Below are 18,527 nucleotides of genomic sequence, written 5' to 3' on the forward strand. Positions count from 1 at the left end.
TGCCCCCGCCGAGACCCCCTCCGCCGAGGGCTCCCTCCAGCGTTTCCGTCGCCCGCACCGTCGTCGTCCTTGTCCTCGTCCTCAACGGAATCCGGAAATGACCACTGCCGGGAATGAGTCAGTGGAACACGATGGCGTGGCCGCCCTCGATGCTTGCCAGGCATGCCCGATAGAGCTGGTACCAGGTGAAACGCTCCGTCGCGAACGGTCCGTCCACCGCGAGATCCCGAGCCTCCCAGGCCTCCCCCGTTCCGGAGGGAACGCGCTCGTCGTCGAGGTTGATGCCGATCGACGGCGCCAGGTCCGACAGTTCAGCCAGCAGGCGCTGACTGGAGCCGACGATTCCGGCGCCCTCGACTGCCGCCTCGTCAGGGAGGAAGAGCGGATCCTCGAACTCGACCGGCACGTAGTAGCCGGAGCTGTCGGAGTGGCAGAGCAGATGGGAGGCCAGCCTCGACGTCTCATCCTGGATCTTCTCGCAATCGCGGTCGAACTGGCGCCCGCTGACCTCCAGAGCCGACGTGACAGGTTCGCCGAGGTTCACGAGCACCAGGATGCGGCGCAGCTGGGTCAGGTACCCGTAGGGAAAGCCACCGGAGAAGGTGCGGGCACGAGGCGGATCGGTGATCTCCGGCTCGTGCCAGCTGATCCCCTCCTCCACGAGCGCCCGGCCGAGGCGGGCAAAGGCCGCCCGGTGATGGTCGAGACCTTCCGCATCGTTGCGAGCCTGGTCGTAGAGAAGTCCCACTGATATCGAAAGTCCCATGGGCCAGAGTCTAGGAACGACCCCTGACGGCGACGGGTCCGCCGCCGCGCCGACAGCCTTGTCTCGGGGGGTGAGGAACATCGGAGCGACACCGGCGCAACCCTCCCCCGCTCTCCAGAGTCCGTCGGCCTGCGCTTCCATGGTGGTTGAACCTTCGGCGGTCGTGCTGCCCCGAGCAGGGGCATCAACCCGCAGACGGACCGGCACGTTCCCGCCCGAACCGAGTCCGACACCCGCCTCCTGGCAACCCGCCCCTCCCTTCGTGAAAGGCTTGCCGCCATGCGCGAAGTACCGGAGGACCGCGCCGTACGGAGCTTTCTGTCAGCGATCCGCGTCGGCGACCTGTGTGGTGGGGTCGCATCAGAGGTCACCCGCTCCGGGGTGGCGGTGACGTTGGACGGGTTCCCGGCGAGACCGCTGGGGTTCGTCGGCTCGTTGGACCTGCCCTGGGGGCGGCCTCGGAGCGAGGGTGTGGAGGTCGGTCAGCGGATCACCGCCGAGGTCATCGTCGTCGACCCGCCCGCGGGCCGCGTACGGCTGTCCATGGCAGCCACCGGGAACCCGGAGCTGTGGGCCTTTCTGAAGCGGCTCGCCCCAGGCCAGATCCTCGCCGGCACGGTCGCGTCGATCGAGTCGTTCGGCGTGTTCGTGGCGCTGGACGACGGGCCCAGCCATCCGGTCTTCCCGGGGGTCGGGTTCATCACGATCCCCGAACTGTCCTGGTGTCACTTCGAAACGGCCTCGGACATCGTCCGGGTCGGTGAGCGCGTCTCGTGCGGATTCCTCCACTTCGACACCACGAACGGGGAGGCCAGGCTGTCCTTGCGCGCTACGCGGCCGGACCCCTTCCAGGACTTCGCCAACAGCGTCGCCGCGGGCCGGACACTGCGCGGAAGGGTCACCCGGCTGATCCCGTTCGGCGCCTTCGTCCAGGTCGCCGACGGGGTCGAGGGGCTGATCCACCTCAAGGACCTCGCACGGACACCCGAACGGACGCCACAGGAGGTCGTAGGAGTCGGCGACGAAGTCCTGGTCGTCGTCACCGACATCGACCGAGGACGCCGAAGGCTGGCGCTGTCGCGGCGGGAGCCCCCCTCCCGCTGATCGTGATCGTCCCGCGTGCGGCGCACTCGGCGCGTAGCCGGTTGGCGCGCCGCCGGCCGCGTGCCCCTCGGTCTCCCCCAGGTGCCTGGCTCAGGAGAGCACGTCCTCGCCGCCGGGCTCGGGTATCCCGATCACACAGGTAGGACCGGGGTCGTCAGGCACGGAGCGACGGCGCGTCGGGGGTGGACAGGAAAATTCGGGCGCTCGTTCGTACCGCCTCGGGTACCGTGGCGCACTGCCCTGTCGGGAAGGGCCGCAGCGAGGCGGGGGAGGAACCGGTGGAGATGGACGAGGCGGCGCGGGCCGCATGGTGGGAGAGCCTGCCCGTGGGGATCCGCGACGAGATCGACGGGTACGTCCTCCAGGACTCCCTCTTCCACGCGCTGCGGACCGTCGTCGATGTCGGCCGCGTCCCCTCCGGCATCGGCATCCGCATCGCGCAGGACATCGTCAACGACCGCTACACCCACCACGGCGACCGGATCGCCCGGAGCCCCGACAGCCCCCTCGACCTGGAGTCCCTGGCGTTCCGTGTCGCCGGCTGCCCCGGCCGCGTCGTGGCGATCGAGGTGGTCTGGGACGGCGACACCGTCCACGACTGGTTCACTGTCCTGTTGGCGATCACCGAGGAGCCGGTGCGGGAGCACCCGTTGGCCACCGTCTACTCCACCACGGCCAGGAGCTACCTGGACGGGGAAGGGGTCGGCAGCGGACAGCTCGTGTGCGCCGCGGCCGCCGAACACGCGGGCCGGGCCCTGGCCGGGCACCTGTCGGTCCCCTTCCACTTCGCCAGCCCTGACACCCCGGACGACGAGGCTCCCCGCTGGCGGGAGTGAGAGGTGCGGCGCTGTCGGCCGGAGCTCGGCCGACAGCGCCGCTCAGCGTCGCCGCCCGCCGGGGCATAGACGCAACCGCCTCGGACCCGGCCGGACCGCCGAGCTCGCACAGGCCCTCGCCGACGCCCGGGCGGTGCTCGAAGCCTCCCCTCCGGACCCGGTCCCGTCGGAAGGCGGCCCGTTCGGACCTCCCGCCCCGGCAGCAGGCAGCTGAACCGCGCGCGCCCTGACCGGCGCGCGTCGTGCGGACGGGGGTACAACGGCTGCGGCCGGGAGCGCGGGAAGCCAGGATCGAGCCATGGCCATTCGCTTGGGACTCGGGCTGCCGCAGATGAAGTGGTACGACCTCGCGCGTGCTCCGGCAGCGGTGGCACGGGCGGCGGAGCGGATCGGCTACGACAGCCTGTGGGTCTTCGAGCGGGTGCTGGTCCCCGAGCGGCCGCGGCAGGGCCTGTACGACGTGCCGGGGCTGGCGTGGCCGGATTCCTACCGGTCGGTCGCCCATCCGCTGGTGGTGCTCTCGCTCGCCGCCGCGGCGACGGAGCGGGCCCGGCTCGGCAGCAGCGTCCTGGTCGCGCCCCTGCACGGGCCTTTCCAGCTGGCCCGCGCCCTGGCAACGCTGGACGCGGCGAGCGGCGGCCGCGTGGTCGCGGGGCTGGGGACGGGCTGGTCGCTGGACGAGCACGCGGCCGCCGGGCACGCGCCGTTCGAGGAGCGCGGAGCCGTCCTGGACGAACTCCTGGACGTCTGCGCGGCGGTGTGGGGCCCCGACCCCGTGTCGTACCGGGGCACGCACGCCCTGATCGACGAGGCGGAGGTCGGGCCGAAGCCCGTGCGCCCCGTGCCCGTCTACCTGGCGGCGTCCGGCGGCAGGGCCCTGGACCGGGTCGCCCGCCGCGCCGACGGCTGGCTACCGACAGGCATGACCCCCGGGCAACTGGCCGTCCTGCGGCGTGAGATCGGCGAGCGGGCCGCGTTGTACGGCCGCGATGCGGGCGCGATCCAGGTCTGCGCGAGGGCGAACGTCCGGATCACCGAGGCCCCGGTCCGCGATGCCGAGCGGAAGCCCTTCGTCGGCACGGTCGAGCAGATCGTCCAGGACACGGCCGGCTACGCGGCCGCGGGGGCGGACGAGGTGTTGCTCGATCTCCAGACGAACGCGCGGGACGCCGACGAACTCGCCGATCTGGCGGCCCGGGTGCACGCGGACATCCGCGGCGCGGGGATCTGAGACCCCTGGAAGCCGCCGTCGCCCCGCCGTCAGCGGCTCACCGGACGCCTTCCCAGAGCGACCGCTCCCGGCCGCCCGGGTCCTGCCTCAGCCGGAAGGCGTCACCGGTCAGGTGCAGCACCGAACGGTCCGGGCCGTAGGGCGGCCAGTCGGGCTCCGGCCGTCCCTCGCGGGCGAAGGCGAGCCAGGCGGCGCGCATCCGGTCGGACAGCTCCTTCGGAGGCTCCGCCCCGAGGAGCGGGTCGGTGGTTCCGAAGACCAGGCCGATCTCCGCCATGTGGCAGGCGCCCAGCCGCCCGTCCAAGGCGGGCGAGGGGCGGGCGAACTCGTAGACGAAGGTCCGTGCGCCCAGGGCGGCACGGGCCTCCGCCACGCGGACGGCCGGGATGCGGTAGGAGTGGTCGGTTATCACGGCCGAGAACAGGTCCCCGGGCGTGGCCTCCGGGCGGCCGGCCCGGTAGGCGGCGGCCGCCTGCGCGGCGTCGAGCCCGAACGAGGCCAGGAATCCGTGCAGGACCTCGTCCGTGATGCGGTCGGCCATGCCCAACGCGACGAGGAAGAGCCGGAATTCGTCGGTGGTCGTACCAGTGAGCAGGTCGATGTCGCGGCCCGCCCCGGCCACGACGGCGTCGACGGGCCGCGCGCGCAGGGTCGTCCCGTCGACCACCGGCAGCACCGTGGTACCGCCGCCGGCGGACTCGCCCCACCGCCCCGGGGCCGTGTCCCGGGCCATCTCCTGGCCGAGGGCGGCGTTGGCGGCGATCAGTCGTTCCGGGGGCACCGCTGCCAGGGCCTCCGTGGTGTGCTCAACCCCGGCGATGGCGGCCAGCCGCTCGGTGATCCGACGCCCGGTCTCCGGGGAGTGGCAGTGGTGCCCGGCGCCGCTCTGGGTGATCGCGCGGTGGAACAGCCCCTCGGCCCGCTCCATGGTCATCAGCGCCGTGATGCTGATGGCTCCGGCCGACTGGCCGAACACCGTGACGTTGTCCGGATCGCCGCCGAACGCCGCGATGTTGTCACGGACCCACTCCAGGGCGGCTATCTGGTCCAGCAGGCCGAGGTTGGCCGTTCCGTCGGGCAGCAGCAGGAAGCCCTCGGCGCCCAGCCGGTAGTTGAGCGTGACGCACACCGCGCCGTCCGCGGCGAGCCGGGTGCCGTCGTAGCCGGGCAGCGAACCGGATCCGTTGCGGAACGCCCCGCCGTGGATCCAGACCAGGACCGGAAGACGGCCTCCGGCACGCCCGGGTGCGGGGGACCACACATTGAGGTTGAGACAGTCCTCCCCCGTCTCCACGGGCTCCACCAGGAGTTCGGCCATGGCGGAGGAATAGCCGGGCTGCGGCGCGGCCTGCCCCGGGCGGCCGCAGTCGCGCTCCCCCGCCCAGGGCTCGGGCGGCCGCGCCGGACGGAACCGGAGCGGCCCGAAGGGCGGTGCCGCGTACGGGATGCCCAGGAAGGCCGCGACGCCTTCGCGCTCCTGGCCCCGCACCTTGCCGTACGCGGTGGAGACGGTCACGCTCGCCAAAGCAGTACCTCGCATGATGGTCGATCAGCCGACGCGTCACTCCACCACGGAACGCCCGGGAAGCGCCAAGGGATTTAGCCCCAGGTGAAAGCGCCGCAGGGAGCCGGCGGGTCCTCCGGGAGGAAGTGGGGCGGCGCGTACTGGCAGCCCCAGGGCCCGCAGTCCTGGACAGGGACCGCGAACGTACCGGTGGCCCTGGTCAGCGCGGCCGCGGCCGGCCCGGCGGGGGCCCGGGGCGCGGGAGCTGCCTGGGCCGGGACGGGTGCGCCCAGGAGGGACAGCACCAGCACCAACGGGGCGGAGGAGACGAGGCAGGGGACGCTTCTGCGCATGGGAGCCTTCCTTCGGCCCGGCATCGGGTGACGCGCCGGGCGGCGAGCGGCCGTCCCCCGCCGGGCCCGTTGCCCGGGGACGCCCGCTCCGGTGCCCTCCTTCCTCCCCAGGGCCGGGAGCCCCGTACGCCCGACGCAACTCGAACAGATGAACCCGCTGCGCCCGCGCCCCCTCGCGCGACCCGGGGAAGAGCCGGTCGCCCACTTCCCCGCCACCCGGTACGGCCCCGGGCCGCCGCGCGGGCAGTCCACCCGGCACGGACACCAGGACAGCAGCTCCAAGGAGGCCCCCGTCGGGGCCAGGCGTGCGCCCGGACGGCGCCGAGCAGCAGCCCAAAACCTCGTGGCCATCCCGCCCACCCGCTGTGAAACTGGCCCGATGGAAGAAGCGCCCACCGCACCGACACCCGTCGTCCTCGGCATCGACGACCTGCGACCGCTCCCCGGCGCCACACGGATCGCCCGCACCAGCCGCGAAGGCACCCGGCTCCTGGAGGAGCACCGCGACGGCTTCATCGACGAACTCTGGCTCGACCACGACCTCGGCGGCGACGACACCGTCATGCCCGTGGTGGCCCTCCTGGAAGAAGCGGCCTTCGAGGGACGGCCCTTCCGGATCGGAACGGTCTACGTCCACAGCGCCAACCCCGTCGGCTCCGCCTCCGTCGTCCGGTCACTCACGCGCTGGAACTACCGCGTCCGGCGGGCGTCGGCCCAAGATCCGGCCGCGCCCACGACCCGTCGACCGAGACGCTAGTGTGTGCGGATGAGTGAGAAGCCGCAACCGCAGGTGTTCTCGAACCTTTGGGCTGACGCCGCCGGTCCCGGCGGCCACGGTTCGCCCCGCGATCGCTGCACGTGCATCGAGCACGTCCGTACCAGGCCGCAGGGGCCGACCCGCTTCCACCGGGAACGCCAGGACACCACCGCACCGGGATGGATCCGCCTTCTCGAACTGGTCGAAGAGGCGGCGGCCGACGGACGTGAGGTCTTCAAGCCGCTCGTGGACCTCACGGCGGAACAGCGGCGCCAGGTCGTCACGCTCCCGCCGACCATCGCCAAGCTCACCTCGGTCAAGCACCTCGTGCTGTACGGCAGCAACCTGGTGCGCGTCCCACCCGAGATCGGCGCGATGCGCAGCCTTGAGGAGTTCACCCCGTACACCTCCTACCGCCTGCACTGGTTCCCGTACGAGATCACCCGGTGTGTCGGCCTGCGTCGCAGTACGGTGAGCACCCGGGCCGTGTACGGGAACTACAAGCGGCGGCCGCCCTTCCCGCAGCTGCCGACGGCGGCCGCCGCCCGGGGCGTCGACGTCGAGGACCTCGACCCCGGTGTGTGGGGTGCCTCGGCGATCCGTACGTGCAGCGTCTGCGACCGGCGCGTCGAGGGCGTGAACCTCCGTCAGGCCTGGATCTCCCTGTGGACGTCGGGCGCCGACGTCCTGCCGCTGCTGGTCAACGCCTGTTCGACGGCGTGCATCGACGCGCTGCCGGTGCCGGCCGAGGGCTACGTCCAGGTGCCGCACGCCGGCGGGCCGGGTGTCGAGCAGCCGACGGCCGGCCGTCGGCCTCGCTGACGCGGTGCGGCCACGACCGCCGGGGGCGGGGCTCACGACGCAAGGTACGGTCCGTCACATGTCGAAACACGGACGACGGATCCGCCTGACCGCCGGGGCTGCCATAGCCTTGCTCGGTGGCGGGTTCGCGATCAACGCCTGGATGAACCGGGTCCCGGAGACCAGGGTCTACGAGGGCACCGTGGCCGGCAAGCCGCTGCTGGTCGGCTCGGACGGCCGGACCCTGACACTGAGCATCGGGTGGGGTTGTGAGAAGCAGCCCGAACTCGTGGCCCGCGAGTCCGCCGACGCGGTGAAGGTCTCCCTGCGGCACACAGTCCCCCCGGGGTTCTGCGACCCGGGTGGCATCGGACAGATCACGACCCACCTGAACAGACCGCTCGGGACCAGGGCTCTGAACGACGCCACCGGCAAGCCCGCCGTCCACTTCGACGAGCGCGACCTCCTGCGGCCCGTGTTCCTGCCGGAGAACTACTCCCCCTATCCCGCGGGCAGGATGGTCCACCTGCCCGGTCTGGCCCCGCTCCCGACCGACACTCCGGCCTGGGCCAGCGGGTACCGACTGGGGACGGGCCCTGAACAAGGCAATCTGATCATCAGCCAGACCCTCCGGAACAGCGCACCACCGGAGGGCCGGGCCGCCCTGGTCAAGGGCCACCCCGCGGCCATCACGCAATCCGATCCGAACGGCGGGCCCCGTTCGCTGACATGGTCGGACGGGACCTACACCTTTGTCGTCACGACCGGTGCTCCCCCGCGGCTCTCGGACGAGGAACTCGTCCGCGTCGCCGAGAATCTGCGGTGACCGACACCACGACGACGTCCGGCGGCCGTCCGTCAGGCTGCCCCGGCGGAGTCTCGGCCGCTCCTGCGCTGGTCAGGGCGGAGAGCCTTCATCGAGCCAGACGCCCCCGACCCCGGGCATTGCCGGGGGCGGGGGCGTCGGGTGCGGGGTGGGAGCGGGTCAGCTGCGGGTGACCACGAGCTGGCTGGAGCCGTCCGGCAGGCCCGCGATGGCGGCGCGCTGGGCCGGGAAGGTGCTCGCGCCGTACGGGCCCTGGACGGCGGCGAAGCCGGACCAGGAGCCGTTGCCGAAGCGGGTCTCGTGGTAGACGTTGCCGTCGCCGCCGACCACCGCCACCTGGGACGAGCCGTCCGGCAGGCCGGCGATGCCGACCGTCCGCGCGGCCATGGTGGGCGTGCCGACGCCGGGGAGCGCGGCGAAGCCGGACCAGGTGCCGTCGGCGAAGCGGGTCTGGTGGTAGACGTTGCCGTCGTTGCCGATCGCCAGGACCTGCGAGGAACCGTCCGACAGGCCCGTGATGGCCACCCGGCCGGCCGCCATCCGCGAGCTGTTCACCCCGGGGAGCGGGGCGAAGCCGCTCCAACTGCCGTTGGAGAAGCGGGTCTCGTGGTAGACGTTGCCGTCGTTGCCGATCGCCAGGACCTGGGCGGACCCGTCGGGCAGGCCGGCGATGGCGACGTCCCCGGCGGCCATGGTCGGGGTGCCGACGCCGGGGAGCGGGGCGAAGCCGGACCAGTTGCCGTCGGAGAGGCGGATCCGGTGGTAGACGTTGCCGTCACTGCCGACGGTCAGCACCTGCGAGGAGCCGTCCGGCAGGCCCGCGATGGCGGCCCGGCGGGCCTGGGTGGCGGGCGTGCCGTCGTCGGGGAGCGCGGCGAAGCCGCTCCAGCTGCCGTTCGCGGCGCGGACCCCGTGGTAGAGCCGGCCGTCCAGGCCGATGCCCAGCTCCTGCGAGGAGCCGCCCGGCAGCCCGGCGATCGCGGCCTCCGAGCCGCGGAAGACGCCCGCCCCGCCCGTCAGCGGGCTGAAGCCGGGCCAGGCGCCCGAGCTCTGGCGCACGCCGAGGAAGAGCGCGGAGGACAGGGACGGCGGGGCGCTGGTGAGCTGGATGTCGACGTAGTCCTGGTCGATCGCTATCGAGTAGCCGCCCCAGCTCTCCGGGTTCGCCGGCGAGGCGTACTGGTGGGCGCGCTGGTGGTTGGACCAGTAGCCGGCCGGTATCGACGGGTCGGCGGTGTCCTCCTTACCGTTCCAGTTGGCGCTGAAGACGGCGTCGGGCATGGTGTAGGCGCTGTTGCCGGCGTTGGCGGCGAGGTCCTTCATGCCGGACGAGGAGCTGCTGTAGACACCGGAGTTGTAGCCCCAGGCGTGCAGTTCGTTGGTCCAGGCGGTGAGGAAGGCGAGCACCGTGGCCGAGTACTGTGGGGTGGTGTAGCCCTCCATGTCGTAGTAGAGGATCGTGCCGGGTCCGAAGCCGAGGACCTGGGCCTGGGCCACCGCGTCGTCGGCGGCGTTGGCGCCCTCGGTGGCGGGGTAGGCGATCTTCGGGGCCTGCACGCCGACGTACAGCGGCATGAAGGACCAGCCCGCGGACTGCTGCTGCTGGACCCAGGAGGACGTCAGGTTCGGCTGGGCGCAGCCCCGCCTGACACCGCCGATGTAGATGCCGACCGCCCGGTACGGGGAGGAGTTCATCCACGCGTTCATCGCGGCGCTGGAGGGCGCCGTGCAGGCGTCGAAGCCCTTGCCGGTGTAGTTCGTCGCCGACGCGGGCACCTGGGCCGCGGCGGCCATCGGTGCGGCCATGGCCCGGCTGGACGGCGCGGCGGCGGACTTGGGCGTGGCGGACTTCGCGGCGGGGGCCGTCGGGGCTGCGGCGGGCGCCGGCTCCGGTCGGTGTTCCGGCGCGGGGGTGAGCCCGGCACTGGTGATGATCCGCCGCACCAGCGGCTGGTCCGTGTCGTACGTGCCGGTCACCGCGACGACGCCGTCCTCCGCGCGGATCGTCTGCGCGACCGGGTTGGAGCCCTCCCGGTCGGGCGCGGCGCCGGCGGCGGGCTCGACCAGCAGGGCCTCCGAGCGGCCGGTCAACCGCGGCGGGCAGACCTGCTGTTCGCCCGGGTGGCCGAGGTACACCGCGTGCTGGTCGAAGCGGACACAGGCCTGCGGGTCCGCGGCCAGGTCGACGACCGGCCAGGCCGTGGGCACCTGGAAGACGCGGCCCTGGTAGGTCACCTTCTTGGTGTCCGGGCTTCCGGCGGGGGCGGCTACGGCGGAGCCGGCGGCGGGCGCCGCCATGAGGACGGCCGCCGCGACGGCCGCGGCGCTCCGGAGCGCTGTCATACGGGTCTTCACCCAGATATCTCCTGACACGACGAAAGGCCGCACGCCGACAGGTCGGCCGCGCGGCACGGGCACGTCACCCTATCCGCGCCCTCGGACAGGCGGTGTCGCAGGCCCCTCCGGGTCCGGCCGACCGTCCGTCGGCCGTCGCCCCGCGGCCCGTTCCCGCGCGTCGGGTCAGCCCGGCGGACAGGACACGTTCTGTTCTCAACTCCGGTCGCGTGTGGGACCGTTGGCAGCGGCAGTCGGCACGGAGAGACCCGGATCGCGGGGGAACGGGGTGGTGGACATGACGGACCGACCGGGCCCGTACGGACCGAACCGCCGGGGCCTGCTCGCCTCGGCCGGCGCCCTGCTGGCCGGCGGCGCGGCCTCGGGCCTGCCGGGGGCCGCGGGGTCCGCCGGAGGAGCCGCCCCGGCGGAGGCCCCGGGCCGGGGCGCGGCGGTGATCCGGCGGGGCGACCCCCGGTACGCGAGCCTGCTGCGGGGCGACAACTTCCGCTTCGCCGGCGCCCCGGACGAGATCCGGGTCGCCGCCACCACCGAGGACGTCGTACGCGCCGTCACGGAGGCGCTGCGCTCCGGGCGGAGGATCGCGCCGCGCAGCGGCGGCCACTGCTTCGAGGACTTCACCGCCGATCCGGGCGTCCGCCTGCTGCTGGACCTCTCCCCCATGGACGCGGTCGGCTACGACCCGGAGCGGCGGGCGTTCGCCGTCCGGCCCGGCGCCACGCTCGGGCGGGTGTACCGGGCGCTGTTCACGGGCTGGGGCGTGACGGTCCCGGCGGGCGCGTGCCCCGAGGTGGGCGCCGGCGGGCACTTCGCCGGTGGCGGGTACGGGCCGCTCTCGCGCCGCTACGGCTCGGTGGTGGACCACCTCCACGGCGTGGAGGTGGTGGTGGCGGACCGGGCCGACCGGGCGCGGACGGTGGTCGCCACCCGTGAGCCGGACGACCCGCACCGGGACCTGTGGTGGGCCCACACCGGCGGTGGCGGCGGCAACTTCGGCGTGGTCACCCGCTACTGGCTGCGCTCCCCGGACGCGACGGGCGACGACCCGGCCCGGCTGCTGCCGCCCTCGCCCCGCGAGCTGAAGGGCTACCAGGCGGTCTGGGCCTGGGACGAGCGGATGACGGAACAGGCGTTCACCACCCTGCTGCGCAACTTCGGCACCTGGCACGAGCGTCACAGCGAGCCGGGCTCCCCGTACGCGGGCCTGTACGCCATCCTCTCGGTGGCCCGTCGCGGCGGCGGCCCGATCACGATGTTCGTGCAGGCCGACGCCACCGTCCCCGACCTGGACCGGATGGTGGCCGAGCTCGTGTCCGCGGTCGGCGCGGGCACCGGCGTCGAACCCGCCGTCGACCACCGGACCGTACCGTGGCTGCACGCCCTCACCTGGCCGGGCGCGGGAGCGGCCGGGGACATGTTCAGCCGGCGCTACAAGCTCAAGGCGGCGTACCTGCGCCGCTCGTACACCGATGCCCAACTCGCCACCGCCTACGGCTGGTTGACGGATGGCTCCGCCGTCGCGCACGGCGGTCTGCTGTTCGTCGGCTACGGCGGCCAGGTGAACGCGGTGCCGCCGGGGGCGACCGCGACCGCCCAGCGGGACGCGGTGATGAAGGTCGTCTACCAGACGGTGTGGACGGACGAGCGGGAGGACGCGGCGAACCTCGCCTGGGTGCGGGGGTTCTACCGCGCGATGTACGCGGACACCGGCGGCGTGCCGGTGCCCGGCGAGGTCAGCGACGGCTCCTATATCAACTACCCCGACGCCGACCTCGCCGACCCGGCCTGGAACCGCTCCGGCGTCCCCTGGCACACCCTCTACTACAAGGACGGCTACCCGCGGCTCCAGGCCGTGAAGGCCCGCTGGGACCCGTACGGGCTCTTCCGGCACACCCTCTCCGTCGAGCCCCGGCCGGCCCCGTGACGCCGCTCCGGAACGGCCGGGTCCCATACGGACGGACGGCGGGTCAGCGGACGGTCACCTGCCAGGCACTGTAGGCCGTGGCCATGCGGCCGGCGATGCCGGGGCAGTAGTAGGTCGACGGGCTCATGGTCGCGGCGGGGAAGACAGTCGAGTTGGAGGGGCCGGCGTCGCTCCAGGCGCCGGTGGCGGGGGTGCGGACCTTCAGCCCGGTGGTCTCGACGACCCGTCCGCTCAGGTCCTGGCAGACGCCCACGTTGCCGGTGGCCGTCCGGTCGGAGTAGTACTCGAACATGTCCCAGCCGTAGTCGAGGCCGGTCTGGTCGGTGCCCCGGCTGGTGAAGAACGGGTCCCAGGTGCTGGTGGCGACGTTGTAGAGGGAGGCGCTCCAGGTGTTGGTCCGGGCGTCGGTGAGCTGGACCTGGACGCTGTAGGCGGAGCGGCCGTTCACGGTGGTGCCGTACTTACGGAGGAAGGCGGCGTCGATGTCGACGGTCGCGCCGACCGCCTGGGAGGGGTCGGTGGTGCACCAGTCCCAGGCCCATATCTGGGCGCTGTCCCGGGTGTGGACGGTGACCATCTCGATGCAGGAGTTGCTGCGCGGCTTGGTGGTGGGGGCGTAGAGGAAGTCGTTGGCGCCGCTCAGGCGCAGCGCGTCGTCGAGGGTGTGGGTGGCGATGACGGCGTCGTAGCCGGTGTTGCCGTTGGGGCCCAGCTCGGTGCCCCACCACCGGTGGGCCTGGGCGGCGATCGGTGCCGGGGCGGTGCGGTTCGTGGCCGTCTCCGAGGGTCGCGCCTCCGTGGCGAGGCCCGCACGCAGCTCGCGGAACCGCTGGACGGCGGGCCGGTCCTGCGGGCTGATGCCGGCGTCGCCGAGGACGCGGCCGGACACGGGGGCGCCCGTCGGTGCGTCGGCCCGCGGGGCGGCCGGGTGGGCTGCGTGGGCCGGGGCCGACGCCGGGACCGGGGTCGCCTGGGCGCCAGGCGCGAGGGCGGTTCCGGCGACGGCGAGGGCACACGCGCCGGCGGCCGCGGCCGCGGCCGCGGTCCTCAGTACGGACGAACGGCGCGATGGTGTCGTGCTCATGACACTCCTAGGTGTGGGGGAACCCGAGGGGGGTGGCAGCCGCCGCCCGCCGGGGAGCGGACCGGATGCGTGGGGGGATCCGGCCACCGGCGAACGGAGCGGGTGGCCATCAGCGTGGGCCAGGCCCCGGCACGACACAATCCGGCTGCCAGAAGTACCCATACTCAATCAATCCACCCGGCCTGAACGCCGGTTGCCCACCCGGGCGTCCGAACCCCGAACCGCGGGCATCCTCACGATCGGGCCCGGCGGGCGGGCGCAGCCCCGTACGCACCGTCAGGACGTACGCACCGTCAGGACGTACGCACCGTCAGGACGAGCGGAGGCGAGCGTGAGCGACCCCTGGAAGGCCGTGCTCCACGGTTCCCTCGCCGACCCGGCCCGCCCCGGGACGGTCCTGCTGGTGGAGGGCCCGGCCGGCACCGGCAAGTCGCACCTCGTGGCAGGGCTCCGCCGCCGACACCCGGCCGGCTCCGGCTGCCTGACCCTGACCTGCCCCGGCCCGTCCGACGGCGACGCACAGCACGCCTTCGACGCCCTCGACGCCCTCACCCGCGCCTTCGGCGACCCGACCCGGGCCGCCGTCCCGACACTGCTGGTCGTGGAGGACGTCCACCGGGCCGACGAACGCACCAGGTGCCGGATCCGGCGCCTGGCCCGCACCCTCCCGAACGGCTGCGCCCTGGTGCTCACCTGGCGGCCCGAGGACCTTCCGGCCGCCCGGCCCCTGCTGGGCGAGCCGCTCTCCTGCCCGCCCGGCACCGCCGTCCTCCGGGTCCGGACCGGTCCGCTCCCGGCCGCGGCGGCACGGGAGTTGACCGAACGGACCCTGGGCGCCCGGTGCCCGGACGATGTGATCGAGCGGCTGTACGCGGTCACCGGCGGCGTCGCCCAGGTGCTCGTGGACGTCCTGCCCGTCCTGACCGGCACCGTCCTGGCGGGCACCGCCCCGGACGGCCCGACCGTGGACGCCGTCGAGGCGCTGGAGGCCCCACCACGCCTGGCGGAGACCGTACTGCGCCGACTCGCCGGCCTGCCCGCGGACGCCCGGCGGCTGGTGCACGCCGCGGCGGTGCTGGACGGACCGGCCTCCGAAGCCGAACTGGCAGCCCTGACCGACCTGACGGCGGAGACGGTCCGCGGCATGCTCCTCGCCGCCCTCACCGCGGCCGTGCTGACCGACCTCGGCCCCCGGCGGTACGGCTTCCGCGTGCCGCTCGCCGCCCGGGCCGTGGCCGCGAGCCTCCCCGCCCCCGAACGTGCCGACCTGCACCACCGGGCGGCGCAGGTGCTGAGACGGCGCGCCGACGTCCCCTGGCCGCAGGTCGCCGGGCACCTCCTGGCGGCAGGGGTCCGCCGCGGCCTGGTCCGGGCCGCCGAGCACGCCGCCGAGACCCACGCCGCCGCCGGACGGCACCGCGAAGCCGCCCGGCTCCTCCAGGACCTGCTCGCCGACCGACGGATCCCCGGCCCCGCCCGCGCGAGGCTCGCCACGGCGGCTCTGCGCCGCATCGCCGGGTTCACCCTCCAGGACGCCGGCGCCCTGCTCGACACCCTCACCGGCGCCCCGCTCCTGCCCGGCCCGCTGCGCGCCCAGGCCCGGGTGCTGCAGGGGCTGTCGCTGTGCACCCCGACGACACCGGACCACGACGGCGGGCTGCACCTGGAACGCGCCGCCAGAACCCTCCCCGACGAACCCGGCCTCGCCGCCCGCGTCCTGGCCGCGATGTCCATGCCGCACTGGCCCGGCATCCCCCTCGCCGAGCACCGGCAGTGCGCGGAACGAGCCGGCGCCGCGCTGGCGGCCACCACCGACCCCGTCCTGCGGGCCGCCGTCAACGCCAACCTCGTCGGGCTGCTCCTGACCCTCGGTGACCCCGGGGCCGAACAAGCGCTCCCGGCCCGGCCGTTGGGGGAGGACGAGGACAACGGTGACGCCGCGTCGGCCGGTCACCGGGCCCGCGCCCTGTGCAACGCCGCCGACGCCACCCTGTGGCTCGGCCGCTACCACGACAGCCAGGCCTTCCTCGAACGCGGCGCGGCCCTGGCCGGACGCCACCACGCCGGCCCCCACGTCGCCCACGGCATCCGCAGCATCCGACTGCTCCTCGACTGGGCCACCGGCCGCTGGACGGGCCTCGCCGACCGGGCCGCCGACCTGGTCGCGGACACCGCGCGAACCCCGGTGCTCGGCCACGAGGCACGAACCGTCCTCGCCGCACTGTGCCTCGCCCGCGGCGAGTGGTCCCAGTGCCGGGCCTGGCTGGCCGGCGGCCTGGCGCCGCACCCGGACCAGCAGTTGGCACCGGTGGCGGCGCTCTCCTCGACCGTACTCGTCCGGCTGGCCCTGGCCCGCGGCGACCACGACGACGCCAGAGCGCACGCGACGCAGGCCTGGGGACGGCTGCGGAGCAAGGGCATCTGGGCCTGGGCGGCGGAACTGGCGCCCTGGGCCGTCACGGCGGCGCTGAGCGCCGGCGACCCCGCCACGGCCCGGACGATGGCCCGGGACCTCCGCACGGCCCCCGCCGCCCCGCACCTGCCCCTCGCGGCGGCCGCCCGACGGTGGTGCCTCGCCACCCTGGCCGAGCACGACGGGGACCTCGCGCGCGCCGCCGACGGCTACCGCGCCGCCGCGGACGCCTACGCCGCGCTGCCCCGCCCGTACATGGCCGCCTTGGCGGCGGAGGCAGCGGCCCGCTGCGCCGCGGCCGCGGGCGAAGGCGAGGACGCCGACCGCGACACCGTCGACCGGCTGACCGACGCCCTCCTCGTGCTGACCGGGCTCGGCGCCACCCACGACGCCGCCCGCGTCCGCTCCCGCCTGCGCGCCCTCGCACCCCCGCGCCGAGGCCGGCCCGCCCATCCCGGGCTCTCCCCGCGCGAACGGGAGGTCGCCGAACTCGCGGCCGGAGGCCTGACCAACCGTCAGATCGCGGCCGCACTGCACCTGTCCACCAGAACCGTCGAGAACCACGTGGCCAGGGTGCTGCGCAAGCTGTCCGCGCCGTCCCGCCGGGACCTCCCCGCACGCCTCTGACGCGCGCCTCTACCGGCTCAACGTCCGGGCCGCCCCGGAGCCCCGCCGTCGACCGGCAGCTCGCCCGGGAGGTAGCCGTAGCCGGCCCGGCCCGGCACCGCCTCGGCGAGGGCCCGGACCAGCGCGGCCGGCGGCGCCGCGAAGATCCCGGGATAGTCGCACTCCCCCAGCTCCGGCCGCACCGGCCAGGCCAGCCGTTCCCGCTCCAGGTCGTACCGCGCGTCGACGCCCTCACGGTTGCCCCGGGCATCCAGGCGGGCCCAACGGCCGTTCAGGTGCACGGCGTTGAGGGCGTGCAGCACGAAGTCGCCCTCGCCGTCCGCCAGCCGCTGGTAGCACAGGCCCGTCGGCACGCCCTGCGCTCGCAGCAGCGCCGCCAGCAGGTGGGCCTTGCCGTGGCAGATCGCGTTGCCCGCGGCCAGCACCTCCGAGGCGCGGAACGCCCCGCTGTAGGCGCCCGCGTCGGCGGAGTGCCGGACCTCGTCGCGGACGTGCTGGAAGGCCGCCTCGGGGGTGGCCAACTCGGCGGCCAACCGCCGCAGTTGCGGGTCCTGGTGGTCGATGACCCCGTCCGCCACGAGGTAGGCGGCGAGGTCGTCGGTCTCCGGTTGCAGGATCATGCCGCCCATCGTGCCCCGCCCCACGGGCCGCACGGGCGGAATTCCAGCCCGTGGACAGGGCCTGGGGCCCGGGAGCGGGGCGGCCGGGAGCGGGGCGGCCGGGAGCGGGGCGGCCGGAAGCGGCTTCGGACGTACGGCCGGGGCTACTTGGGGGCGGCGGTCATGGAGGCGACCGCGTCCGCCACGCTGCCCCGGTAGTTGCCCATCTTGGGGTTCAGGACGTGGGCCCCGGCGGGGAGCGGGAAGTTGCGGGTGTTCGCGAGGGGCATGTTGGTGCCCTCGCCGTCGACCAGCACGTTGATCTCGTTGATGCCAGGGGCGGTGCCGGTGGTGGCGCCGCTCGGGTCGAGGTCGATCACCGCGTAGGCGCTCCGGCCCGCCGGGACCGGGAACCGCTCCGTGCCGCTGGCGAGCACCGGCTTGAGGTTCTTGCTCTGGTCCCGGGCGGCCGAGTCGCCCAGGTCGACGCCCGGGGAGGAGCTCAGGCTGCAGGCCTTCGCGCCGGTGTTGCGCACCTCGATCACCCACTGGTTGGCCGCCCCGGCGCGTGCCGACGCGTTGATCGAGAGGTTCTGGATGTCGCACGGCTGGGCGGCGGCACTCCCGCCGGCGGCCCCGCCACCGCTCGACGGGCTCGCGCCGGCCGGCGTGTGCGCGGCGGTGGGCGCCGCCGAGCCGGCGGGAGCCGGTGCGCCCGGAGCCGGTGCGCCCGCCGAGGGAGCACCGGCGGCCGCCTTGGTGGGCGCGGAGCTCGCCGAGCCGGCGGGCCCGTCGGTGTTCTCGGGCCCGCAGGCGGTCAACGCGAGCCCCGCCCCGACGACGAGGACAGCGGAGACGAACAGCGGGCGACGGCGACGGACGGACATGGTGGCTCCCCGATGGCGATGTGGACTGCTTGATCGAACACACCACAGGACGGCCGGACGACGGCTTTCGGTGCCATCCGCAGCGTCACAATCGCCAGGACATGACAGGGACTGGACTGTGACACTCGGTCAGCCGCAAGGCAGTTGACGGCACCCCTGGCCTGCCGGTATGCCCGGCCTCCCAGCCCGGCCCGGGTGCGGCGTATCCGCGGGAGTACTCCGGCCCGGGCCACCGGGGTTCCCATTCGCCTCACAGCACATGCGTCGGAGGACTCCCGTTGTGACGATGTCCCCATGAACCAGATCTAACGAACGGATAGGCGAATGGCAGCCTCGGGCTCTGTGACACGGCGTACGGCAGGTCGGCGTCCACCGCTGCGGCACGCGGTGGTGCCGCTCGGGGCGGTCGCCCTGGTCGTGGCACTGGCCGCTCCCGCCGCCGCGGCGGAACCGGCGAACG

The 18,527-nt window shown here is 74.2% G+C and carries 15 protein-coding genes; 8 read left to right on the forward strand and 7 right to left on the reverse strand.

Going from position 1 to position 18,527, the window contains the following annotated elements:
• Positions 1-118 precede the first annotated feature (118 nt).
• Positions 119-766, reverse strand: coding sequence for a hypothetical protein (locus ACFY4B_RS29840; protein WP_387973114.1), 648 nt, complete (start codon positions 764-766; stop codon positions 119-121).
• Positions 767-1,237: 471 nt separating this feature from the next.
• Here ACFY4B_RS29840 and ACFY4B_RS29845 point away from each other — a divergent pair, with 471 nt between their 5' ends.
• The 3 genes from ACFY4B_RS29845 to ACFY4B_RS29855 all read left to right on the forward strand — a co-directional run bounded on the left by ACFY4B_RS29845 (position 1,238) and on the right by ACFY4B_RS29855 (position 3,937).
• On the forward strand, positions 1,238-1,870 hold the full coding sequence (locus ACFY4B_RS29845) for a S1 RNA-binding domain-containing protein (RefSeq protein ID WP_387973117.1): 633 nt from the start codon (positions 1,238-1,240) through the stop codon (positions 1,868-1,870).
• Positions 1,871-2,154: 284 nt separating this feature from the next.
• A complete protein-coding gene (locus ACFY4B_RS29850; RefSeq protein WP_387973346.1) occupies positions 2,155-2,706 on the forward strand; it encodes a hypothetical protein in 552 nt (183 codons plus the stop codon).
• A 298-nt stretch (positions 2,707-3,004) separates the two neighbouring features.
• Positions 3,005-3,937, forward strand: coding sequence for a TIGR03619 family F420-dependent LLM class oxidoreductase (locus ACFY4B_RS29855; protein WP_387973120.1), 933 nt, complete (start codon positions 3,005-3,007; stop codon positions 3,935-3,937).
• Positions 3,938-3,974: 37 nt separating this feature from the next.
• Here the strand turns inward: ACFY4B_RS29855 and ACFY4B_RS29860 are convergent, their stop codons facing one another.
• Positions 3,975-5,453, reverse strand: a complete 1,479-nt coding sequence (locus ACFY4B_RS29860; RefSeq protein WP_387973349.1) for a carboxylesterase/lipase family protein — start codon at positions 5,451-5,453, stop codon at positions 3,975-3,977.
• Positions 5,454-5,536: 83 nt separating this feature from the next.
• A complete protein-coding gene (locus ACFY4B_RS29865) occupies positions 5,537-5,794 on the reverse strand; it encodes a hypothetical protein (protein ID WP_387973123.1) in 258 nt (85 codons plus the stop codon).
• A 379-nt stretch (positions 5,795-6,173) separates the two neighbouring features.
• Here ACFY4B_RS29865 and ACFY4B_RS29870 point away from each other — a divergent pair, with 379 nt between their 5' ends.
• From ACFY4B_RS29870 to ACFY4B_RS29880, 3 genes are read left to right on the forward strand one after another with little or no spacing between them, the layout of a single operon-like run.
• Positions 6,174-6,551, forward strand: a complete 378-nt coding sequence (locus ACFY4B_RS29870) for a cyclic-phosphate processing receiver domain-containing protein (protein WP_380781151.1) — start codon at positions 6,174-6,176, stop codon at positions 6,549-6,551.
• A 9-nt stretch (positions 6,552-6,560) separates the two neighbouring features.
• A complete protein-coding gene (locus ACFY4B_RS29875; RefSeq protein ID WP_387973126.1) occupies positions 6,561-7,373 on the forward strand; it encodes a leucine-rich repeat domain-containing protein in 813 nt (270 codons plus the stop codon).
• Between the two features lie 58 nt (positions 7,374-7,431).
• A complete protein-coding gene (locus ACFY4B_RS29880; RefSeq protein ID WP_387973128.1) occupies positions 7,432-8,178 on the forward strand; it encodes a hypothetical protein in 747 nt (248 codons plus the stop codon).
• A gap of 159 nt (positions 8,179-8,337) precedes the next feature.
• Here the strand turns inward: ACFY4B_RS29880 and ACFY4B_RS29885 are convergent, their stop codons facing one another.
• Complete coding sequence (locus ACFY4B_RS29885) at positions 8,338-10,521, reverse strand: glycoside hydrolase domain-containing protein (protein WP_387973131.1); 2,184 nt, start codon at positions 10,519-10,521, stop codon at positions 8,338-8,340.
• Between the two features lie 289 nt (positions 10,522-10,810).
• On the opposite strand from ACFY4B_RS29885, the gene ACFY4B_RS29890 reads away from it, so the two are divergent.
• Positions 10,811-12,457 (forward strand): FAD-binding oxidoreductase, encoded by a 1,647-nt coding sequence (locus tag ACFY4B_RS29890; RefSeq protein ID WP_387973133.1) that lies wholly within the window; start codon positions 10,811-10,813, stop codon positions 12,455-12,457.
• A 43-nt stretch (positions 12,458-12,500) separates the two neighbouring features.
• On the opposite strand, the gene ACFY4B_RS29895 is transcribed toward ACFY4B_RS29890, so the two are convergent.
• Positions 12,501-13,541, reverse strand: coding sequence for a hypothetical protein (locus ACFY4B_RS29895; protein ID WP_387973136.1), 1,041 nt, complete (start codon positions 13,539-13,541; stop codon positions 12,501-12,503).
• A gap of 331 nt (positions 13,542-13,872) precedes the next feature.
• Here ACFY4B_RS29895 and ACFY4B_RS29900 point away from each other — a divergent pair, with 331 nt between their 5' ends.
• Positions 13,873-16,581: a LuxR C-terminal-related transcriptional regulator gene (locus tag ACFY4B_RS29900; protein WP_387973139.1), complete on the forward strand. Its 2,709-nt coding sequence runs from the start codon at positions 13,873-13,875 to the stop codon at positions 16,579-16,581.
• Positions 16,582-16,598: 17 nt separating this feature from the next.
• On the opposite strand, the gene ACFY4B_RS29905 is transcribed toward ACFY4B_RS29900, so the two are convergent.
• Positions 16,599-17,201, reverse strand: a complete 603-nt coding sequence (locus ACFY4B_RS29905) for a transglutaminase domain-containing protein (protein ID WP_387973142.1) — start codon at positions 17,199-17,201, stop codon at positions 16,599-16,601.
• Positions 17,202-17,344: 143 nt separating this feature from the next.
• Entirely contained in the window at positions 17,345-18,067 is a 723-nt protein-coding gene (locus ACFY4B_RS29910; RefSeq protein WP_387973145.1) for a DUF4232 domain-containing protein, read from the reverse strand.
• Between the last annotated feature and the right edge of the window lie 460 nt (positions 18,068-18,527).

It is taken from the genome of Kitasatospora sp. NPDC001261, from assembly GCF_042896795.1.
In the GTDB taxonomy this organism is placed as follows: domain Bacteria; phylum Actinomycetota; class Actinomycetes; order Streptomycetales; family Streptomycetaceae; genus Kitasatospora.

Coding starts and splice junctions, on each gene's coding strand:
- ACFY4B_RS29840 (WP_387973114.1), bottom strand. CDS start 766: ATGGGACTTTCGATATCAGTGGGACTTCTCTACGACCAGGCTCGCAAC.
- ACFY4B_RS29850 (WP_387973346.1), top strand. CDS start 2,155: ATGGACGAGGCGGCGCGGGCCGCATGGTGGGAGAGCCTGCCCGTGGGG.
- ACFY4B_RS29855 (WP_387973120.1), top strand. CDS start 3,005: ATGGCCATTCGCTTGGGACTCGGGCTGCCGCAGATGAAGTGGTACGAC.
- ACFY4B_RS29865 (WP_387973123.1), bottom strand. CDS start 5,794: ATGCGCAGAAGCGTCCCCTGCCTCGTCTCCTCCGCCCCGTTGGTGCTG.
- ACFY4B_RS29870 (WP_380781151.1), top strand. CDS start 6,174: ATGGAAGAAGCGCCCACCGCACCGACACCCGTCGTCCTCGGCATCGAC.
- ACFY4B_RS29875 (WP_387973126.1), top strand. CDS start 6,561: ATGAGTGAGAAGCCGCAACCGCAGGTGTTCTCGAACCTTTGGGCTGAC.
- ACFY4B_RS29880 (WP_387973128.1), top strand. CDS start 7,432: ATGTCGAAACACGGACGACGGATCCGCCTGACCGCCGGGGCTGCCATA.
- ACFY4B_RS29885 (WP_387973131.1), bottom strand. CDS start 10,521: ATGACAGCGCTCCGGAGCGCCGCGGCCGTCGCGGCGGCCGTCCTCATG.
- ACFY4B_RS29890 (WP_387973133.1), top strand. CDS start 10,811: ATGACGGACCGACCGGGCCCGTACGGACCGAACCGCCGGGGCCTGCTC.
- ACFY4B_RS29895 (WP_387973136.1), bottom strand. CDS start 13,541: ATGAGCACGACACCATCGCGCCGTTCGTCCGTACTGAGGACCGCGGCC.
- ACFY4B_RS29905 (WP_387973142.1), bottom strand. CDS start 17,201: ATGATCCTGCAACCGGAGACCGACGACCTCGCCGCCTACCTCGTGGCG.
- ACFY4B_RS29910 (WP_387973145.1), bottom strand. CDS start 18,067: ATGTCCGTCCGTCGCCGTCGCCCGCTGTTCGTCTCCGCTGTCCTCGTC.